The organism is Pseudoalteromonas sp. 0802, assembly GCF_013350085.1.
Classification (GTDB): domain Bacteria; phylum Pseudomonadota; class Gammaproteobacteria; order Enterobacterales; family Alteromonadaceae; genus Pseudoalteromonas.
The window spans coordinates 349166-356193 of sequence record NZ_JABVXE010000003.1 but is presented as its reverse complement, the minus strand read 5'-3'; the positions used below and the strand labels follow the sequence as shown (position 1 = coordinate 356193).

Annotated in this window: 5 protein-coding genes; all 5 read right to left on the bottom strand. The window is 41.7% G+C overall.

The features are described 5' to 3' along the window. Positions 1–159: 159 nt before the first annotated feature. Positions 160–558 carry a GNAT family N-acetyltransferase gene (locus HUS61_RS09320; protein ID WP_054562071.1) on the bottom strand — a complete coding sequence of 133 codons (399 nt, stop codon included), beginning with the start codon at positions 556–558 and terminating at the stop codon, positions 160–162. 83 nt (positions 559–641) lie between these two features. Beyond that, positions 642–2543 carry a peptidylprolyl isomerase gene (gene ppiD / locus HUS61_RS09315; RefSeq protein ID WP_175082397.1) on the bottom strand — a complete coding sequence of 634 codons (1902 nt, stop codon included), beginning with the start codon at positions 2541–2543 and terminating at the stop codon, positions 642–644. Positions 2544–2701: 158 nt separating this feature from the next. Next, positions 2702–2992: an HU family DNA-binding protein gene (locus HUS61_RS09310; RefSeq protein ID WP_175580427.1), complete on the bottom strand. Its 291-nt coding sequence runs from the start codon at positions 2990–2992 to the stop codon at positions 2702–2704. 197 nt (positions 2993–3189) lie between these two features. Further along, positions 3190–5550 carry an endopeptidase La gene (lon, locus tag HUS61_RS09305; protein WP_175082396.1) on the bottom strand — a complete coding sequence of 787 codons (2361 nt, stop codon included), beginning with the start codon at positions 5548–5550 and terminating at the stop codon, positions 3190–3192. Positions 5551–5693: 143 nt separating this feature from the next. Next, positions 5694–6977, bottom strand: coding sequence for an ATP-dependent protease ATP-binding subunit ClpX (gene clpX / locus HUS61_RS09300; protein ID WP_054562074.1), 1284 nt, complete (start codon positions 6975–6977; stop codon positions 5694–5696). Positions 6978–7028: the final 51 nt, after the last annotated feature.

Genomic DNA, 7028 nt, shown 5'->3' with positions numbered 1-7028 from the left:
GGGAATATCTACGCTGTGACTTTACTTTCATGATTACTGACTCCAAAAAGGTGTCTACTTTTATGGAGTCAGATCATGATTCGGCGTTAAAACGCCTCCCACGCGGGAGATTTGATCACTCAATTAACTTTACTCTTTCCCCTTGCAACTTTACTCTTATCAAAACTTTTTATACATCCCTTGGCTTTGTGGTGCGACAAACTTATAGCCAAGCTTTTCGTAAAAGCCAGGTTTGTCGGCGACCATAGTGACATAACTACCTTCAAAGGCGGCAGATTCAATGTAGCGGTCAACATGTTCCATAATGACACGCCCTAACCCTTGCCCTTGATATTCAGGTGATACAGCAATATCAACCACTTCAAAATTACAACCGCCATCACCAATAACGCGGCCCATGCCAATCAACTCATCGTTTTTACGAATACAAATAGCATAAAGAGAGTTTGGTAACCCCGCCTTTGCAGCCGCTAATGAACGTGCTGATAAGCCAGCTTTAAGACGCATGTCACAGTATTCTTCTGCGCTTGGTAGCTGCTCTATTAGACTGTACTCCATAAAAGCTCCTTGTAACTTGAATTACCTTTAACGGTAACAAAAAAGGCGCCAGTAGGCGCCTTTTATTTAACTCATTTTGCTAATTATTCAGCAGCTTGAGTCGCTTGCGGTACTTGCACTTCAGCTTGTGCTTTTAGTGCTGCAATAAATACCATGTAGTTTTTATTCACTTGAGCCATAGTGATGTTTTGCTTTTGTTGCTCATTAATCTCAACGTCAGTCGCTGGATTAACTGCTTTTAGCGCAACAATTGCAGCATCGCCATTGTTTAGGTCAACAACTTCAACCTCTGGTGCACCTTGTGGATGAGCCATTTTGAAAGCTTGTTGAACAATAGCTGGTGACACTGTGTAAGCTTGACGAGCAAGTGCAGCTTCTTGGCGTACTGTTAGGCCTTCAGCTTGTGCAACTTCGTTTAGGCTCTTACCAGCTTCGATCTCAGCGTATAGAGTGCGTGCTTTTTCTTTAGCAAGCTCCGATGCTTTTTGTGAAACTAGCGTCGCCTTAATTTGCTCAGAAACATCTGCTAGTGCTTTCGTTGTAGCAGCTTTGTGATCGTTTACACGAACAACAACAGCATGCTCATCGCCTACTTCAATTACTTCTGAGTTCATGCGGTCTTCTAACACTTCGGGTGAGAAAATAGCAGTAACAACTTGTGGGTTGTTTAACGGCTCAGGTAATGCATTGCGAGTAACAAGTTCTGTTTTCTGTACTTCAACGCCTGCTGCTTCTGCTGCATCAATTAAAGTATCTGAAATTTCGAACGCAAGCTCACCCATTTGAGTTTGCTTTTCATAGAACGCATTAATTTTCTTAGTACGCTCAAGTTCAGCGCGAAGCTCATCTTTTACGTCAGCATATGGTTTAACTTGCTGTGTTTGAATATCAGTAAGTTTGATGATGTGATAACCAAACTCTGATTCTACAACGTCAGAAATGTCGCCTTTGCTTTCAAGTGCATACGTTGCATCTTCAAACGCAGGGTCCATCATGTCACGTTCAATCCAGTCTAGGTCGCCGCCCATTTCTGCACTCACTACGTCATCAGAAGATGACTCAGCAAGCTCAGCAAAATCAGCACCGCTTTGTAACTGCGCTAGTAGCTCTTCAGCTTTCGCTTTTGCTGCATCATCGTCTTCGCTGTTATCAATTAAGATGTGCGATACACGACGTTTTTCAGGCTCAACATATTGTGCACTGTTTTGATCATAGTAAGCTTTGATATCTTCTTCTGAAACACTTGAATCAAGTGTTAAGTTAGCTGCATTTAAGTCAATGTAGCTTACAGACACTTGCTCTGGTGCTAAGAATTGCGGTTGATTCAACTCATAGTAATCAGCAATTTCTTGCTCTGTTACTTCGATACCTGCTTGTAATGATTCTTTAGCAACAACTAAGTAATCAATACTGCGCGTTTGCTGTTGTAGAGCAACGCTGTTGTTTAATTCATTTTCTAAGATGAAATCTGTACCAGCAACAGCACCTACTAATTGGCTGCGTGTCATATCTTCACGTAAATATTCACGGAAAGCATCTGGTTGGAAATTCATTTGACGAATAACTTGTAAGTAGCGGTCGTTGCTAAACTGGCCGCCTACTTGGAAGTAAGGCATTTCTAAAATTGCTTTACGAACACTTTCGTCGCTTACACGAAGACCTAATTCTGCCGCTAGTTGAGTTTGCAATTCTTGTTGTACTAAACGGTCGATTACGCCTTGGCGAATTTGTGCCATGTAATTTGGATCAGCAGCGATTTGTGCGAAGTATTCACCAAATTGTTGTTCTAAACGGTTACGTTCGTTTTGGTATGCACGGCTGAATTCGGTTTGGCTAATTTTAACTCCATTTACTTCTGCAACGGGTTGCTCTGTGGTTTGTCCTAAATAACCACCGATCCCAGCTAAAGCAAAAGATAAAATCACCGCGCCTAAAATAATTTTGGCTGCAGGTCCCTGCGAACCTTCTCTGATTTTCTCAAGCATTTATCTATCTCTATTCTGATCAGGTACAAATTAACCCTGCTCATGTAAAAAAAGCGTATCTTACCAGATACGCTTTTTCACTTGAAGTAACTGGTGATAAGTTACCTAAATTCAATTTAAGTGTGATTAGGTATCTCTCACCAACTAATCTTTAATGATTAGTTTACTGCGTCTTTCAGCGCTTTACCTGCTTTGAAAGAAGGAATATTTGCTGCAGCAATCTGGATAGTCTCACCAGTTTGCGGGTTACGACCTGAACGCGCTGCACGCTCACGTACAGAGAAAGTACCAAAGCCAACTAGCGCTACTGAATCGCCATCTTTAAGAGCGCCTGAAACAGCCTCGATGAATGAATCTAGTGCACGACCTGCAGCCGCTTTAGAAATGTCAGCGTCAGCTGCGATTTGATCGATTAATTGAGATTTATTCACAATATCATCCTCTTTCATTGTTATTATCAAGAGCGATTGTTTTTATAAAAAATAACATCACTGTTTTGAAAATTTATGAGCAAATTAAGTTTATGCTCAGTTTATTATATTTTTCTCAACCCTAGGCTACATAAGGCCTAGGCTTGAAAACTAGTGCTTAACTTATCATACCCTTTGTATTTGAAAAGCCCCTAAATGCACTTTTTTGCGGTTTTTTACTGGTTTTTTTCAGTTTCGACAGAAAAACTCTCAACTGGGTGCTTCAAAGCCAGTTTTAAAACGTCATCAATCCATGTAACTGGGTGAATTTCAAGGCCCTCTAATACGTTGTCTGGGATCTCTTTTAAGTCACGTTCGTTAATTTTTGGAATAATAACGGTTTTAATTCCACCACGATGCGCTGCCAGTAGCTTCTCTTTTAAGCCACCAATTGGTAATACTTCACCACGTAATGTGATTTCACCTGTCATTGCTACATCTGAGCGCACAGGGTTACCCGTTAAGCTCGATACCAAACCAGTTACCATAGCAATACCAGCACTTGGACCATCTTTTGGTGTTGCACCTTCTGGCACGTGAACATGGATGTCACGTTTCTCATAGAAGTCGCTATTAATGCGAAGTTTTTCAGCACGATTACGAACGACCGTCATCGCTGCCTGAATTGACTCTTGCATTACATCACCAAGCGAACCTGTGTAAGTTAGCTTGCCTTTACCTGCTACAGCTGCAGATTCAATAGTCAGTAAATCACCACCTACTTCAGTCCACGCAAGACCCGTTACTTGGCCAATACGGTCACCGTCTTCTGCTTTACCATAATCAAAGCGTTGTACGCCTAAGAATTCTTCAAGGTTGTTATCGTCGATAAGGACCTTTTTAGTGTCTTTATCCAGCAAGATGTTCTTAACTGCTTTACGACATAGTTTTGACACTTCACGTTCTAAGTTACGAACGCCCGCTTCACGTGTGTAGTAGCGGATAATGCCAATAATTGCGCTGTCAGCAATTTCAACTTCATGCTCTTTTAAGCCATTGCGCTTAACTTGTTTTGGAATCAAGTGTTGTTTAGCAATGTTTAGCTTCTCGTCTTCGGTGTAACCCGAAAGGCGAATAACTTCCATACGGTCTAATAACGGACCTGGGATATTAAAGCTATTTGATGTTGCCACGAACATCACATCTGATAAGTCGTAATCAACTTCTAAGTAGTGATCGGCAAAATGGCTGTTTTGCTCAGGATCAAGTACTTCAAGTAGTGCTGATGCTGGGTCGCCACGCATATCTGATGACATCTTATCGATTTCATCTAATAAGAATAATGGGTTCTTTACACCAACTTTAGTCATATTCTGGATTAACTTACCAGGCATAGAACCAATGTAAGTACGGCGATGACCGCGGATTTCCGCTTCATCACGAACGCCACCTAATGCCATACGCACATATTTACGACCTGTAGAGCGTGCGATTGACTGACCCAATGAGGTTTTACCTACACCAGGAGGACCGACTAAACATAAAATTGGGCCTTTAAGCTTATTAGTGCGCTGCTGCACCGCTAGATACTCAATAATACGCTCTTTAACTTTATCTAAGCCGTAATGGTCACTATCTAAAATCTTTTGTGCGCCAGCTAAGTCTTTTTTCACCTTAGAGCGTTTTTTCCAAGGTACATTGATTAAGGTATCAATGTACGAGCGCACGACGGTTGCTTCCGCCGACATCGGCGACATCATTTTTAATTTAGATAACTCAGCGTTTGCTTTCTCTTGCGCTTCTTTAGGCATACCTGATTCTTCGATGCGCTTTTTAATTGCTTCGAATTCATCGGGTACATCATCAAGTTCGCCAAGCTCTTTTTGAATCGCTTTCATTTGCTCGTTGAGGTAATACTCACGCTGCGACTTTTCCATCTGCTTTTTCACGCGGGTACGGATTTTTTTCTCAACTTGCAGTAAGTCAATCTCGCCTTCCATCAGTGCCATTAAGTATTCAAGACGCTCAGTCACATCGGCAATCTCAAGTACTTTTTGCTTTTCAGGTACCTTAAGCGGCATGTGTGCTGCCATGGTATCAGCAAGGCGTGCAGCTTCATCGATGCCAGACACAGAAGTAAGTACTTCAGGTGGGATCTTCTTATTAAGCTTTACATAGCCTTCAAATTGGCTAATTGCGCTGCGAATAAAGATATCTTGTTCTTGCTCGTCGATATGGCCTGATTCGATGAACTGTGCTTCAGCCACAAAGAAATCATCGTTATCTAAAAACGTTTCAACGCTCGCACGTTGTGTGCCTTCAACAAGCACTTTAACGGTGCCATCAGGTAACTTTAATAACTGAAGTACTGTGGCAATGGTGCCAACACGGTAGATATCATCTTGCTGCGGATCATCAACAGAGGCGTCTTTTTGCGCCACTAGGAAAATTTGTTTGTCCTTGTCCATCGCCGCTTCTAGGCATTTTATTGATTTTTCACGACCAACAAATAGCGGGATCACCATGTGTGGGTAAACCACTACATCGCGCAGTGCCAACACGGGGATTTCGACTCGATCTGTTCTCTCAAGCGTCATTATATTCTCTTCGCACTTCATTTATTTTAAAGATTACTCAAGTATATGGGGATATGTAAGGGAAAGTTCAACATATTTATAAAAAAAGGAGCCTTTGGCTCCTTTTTCGTGTTCAACTGCTTAACTTTTAAACTATTACAGCTTTATTCTGATGCAGCTTTGTCTTGGTTACCGCTTTGGTAAATCAAAATTGGGTCTGACTCACCTTTAATAACGGTTTCATCAATAACCACTTTGCTAACATCATCCATCGAAGGTAATTCATACATAGTATCAAGTAATACGCCTTCAACGATTGAACGTAAGCCACGAGCACCTGTTTTACGCTCCATTGCTTTATGAGCAATTGCGCTAAGTGCATCTTCACGGAACTCAAGCTCAACATCTTCCATCGCAAACAATGCAGAGAACTGTTTAGTTAATGCATTTTTTGGTTCGCTCAGAATTTGAATAAGCGCCGCTTCATCTAGCTCTGTAAGTGTCGCAACAACCGGAAGACGACCAATGAACTCTGGAATTAAACCGTATTTGACTAAATCTTCTGGTTCAACATCTTTAAATGTTTCACTTAAGCTACGGCTACCTGATGATTGCTTAACTTCAGCACCAAAACCAATACCGGTATTTTTATGGCTGCGTTGTTCAATCACTTTATCTAGGCCGGCAAACGCACCGCCACAGATAAATAGGATCTTTGATGTATCAACTTGCAAGAACTCTTGCTGTGGATGTTTACGGCCGCCTTGTGGTGGCACAGATGCAACCGTACCTTCAATTAGCTTAAGTAAGGCTTGTTGTACACCTTCGCCCGATACGTCACGGGTGATCGATGGATTGTCAGACTTACGAGAAATCTTGTCGATTTCATCAATGTAAACAATACCACGTTGTGCTTTTTCTACGTCGTAATCACATTTTTGCAGTAGCTTTTGAATGATGTTTTCAACGTCTTCACCTACATAACCTGCTTCAGTTAGTGTCGTTGCATCCGCCATCGTGAATGGTACATCAAGTAAACGAGCCATTGTTTCAGCAAGTAATGTTTTACCACTACCTGTAGGACCGATTAATAGAATATTACTCTTACCAAGCTCAATATCTGCATTGATTGTTTGATTGCGTAAACGTTTGTAGTGATTGTATACCGCAACCGACAGCACTTTTTTCGCGTGGTCTTGGCCAATCACGTAATCATCTAAGTGATCACGAATTTCTTTCGGCACAGGCAGTTTATCAGACGCATTATGCTTCGGCGCAATGTCTTTGATTTCTTCCCTGATAATATCGTTACACAGCTCTACACATTCATCACAAATATATACTGAAGGGCCAGCAATTAGTTTGCGAACTTCGTGCTGGCTTTTGCCGCAGAAAGAGCAGTATAACAATTTATTACTTTTGTCGCCGTCTGTAGGAGTGTCAGACATTCAGCTACCTCATTTATTACGTTGGCAGTAGCACTGGGCTACTGCTAATTC

Coding starts and splice junctions, on each gene's coding strand:
- HUS61_RS09320 (WP_054562071.1), bottom strand. CDS start 558: ATGGAGTACAGTCTAATAGAGCAGCTACCAAGCGCAGAAGAATACTGT.
- ppiD (WP_175082397.1), bottom strand. CDS start 2,543: ATGCTTGAGAAAATCAGAGAAGGTTCGCAGGGACCTGCAGCCAAAATT.
- HUS61_RS09310 (WP_175580427.1), bottom strand. CDS start 2,992: ATGAAAGAGGATGATATTGTGAATAAATCTCAATTAATCGATCAAATC.
- lon (WP_175082396.1), bottom strand. CDS start 5,550: ATGACGCTTGAGAGAACAGATCGAGTCGAAATCCCCGTGTTGGCACTG.
- clpX (WP_054562074.1), bottom strand. CDS start 6,977: ATGTCTGACACTCCTACAGACGGCGACAAAAGTAATAAATTGTTATAC.